Here is a 219-nt window from a genome sequence, read left to right on the forward strand (position 1 = left end):
CACTGATGGGGCTGAATTGCTCCGCTGTCACGTTCAGGAGAGACTGTTTAGCTTCCTTGATCGTCAGGGGAACACGCGTAATAAATCGTTGTTTTTGCTGATGAAGCGAAGGTGTTCAGCTTCAATGTCAGCGCCAATTAAACGCGCAATCGGCTTATGTTGAAAAAAGCCGGAAAACATGTGCAATGTCCGGCTGTGAAACCCCAGCCCGTTAAGGAT

At 48.4% G+C, this 219-nt stretch carries 1 pseudogene; it reads right to left on the reverse strand.

What is annotated here, in order from left to right:
* Positions 1–78: 78 nt before the first annotated feature.
* Positions 79–219, reverse strand: a pseudogene (locus SLS51_RS24045) (DUF4277 domain-containing protein); the annotation flags it as partial.

The organism is Photorhabdus africana (assembly GCF_035181445.1).
Classification (GTDB): Bacteria; Pseudomonadota; Gammaproteobacteria; order Enterobacterales; family Enterobacteriaceae; genus Photorhabdus; species Photorhabdus laumondii.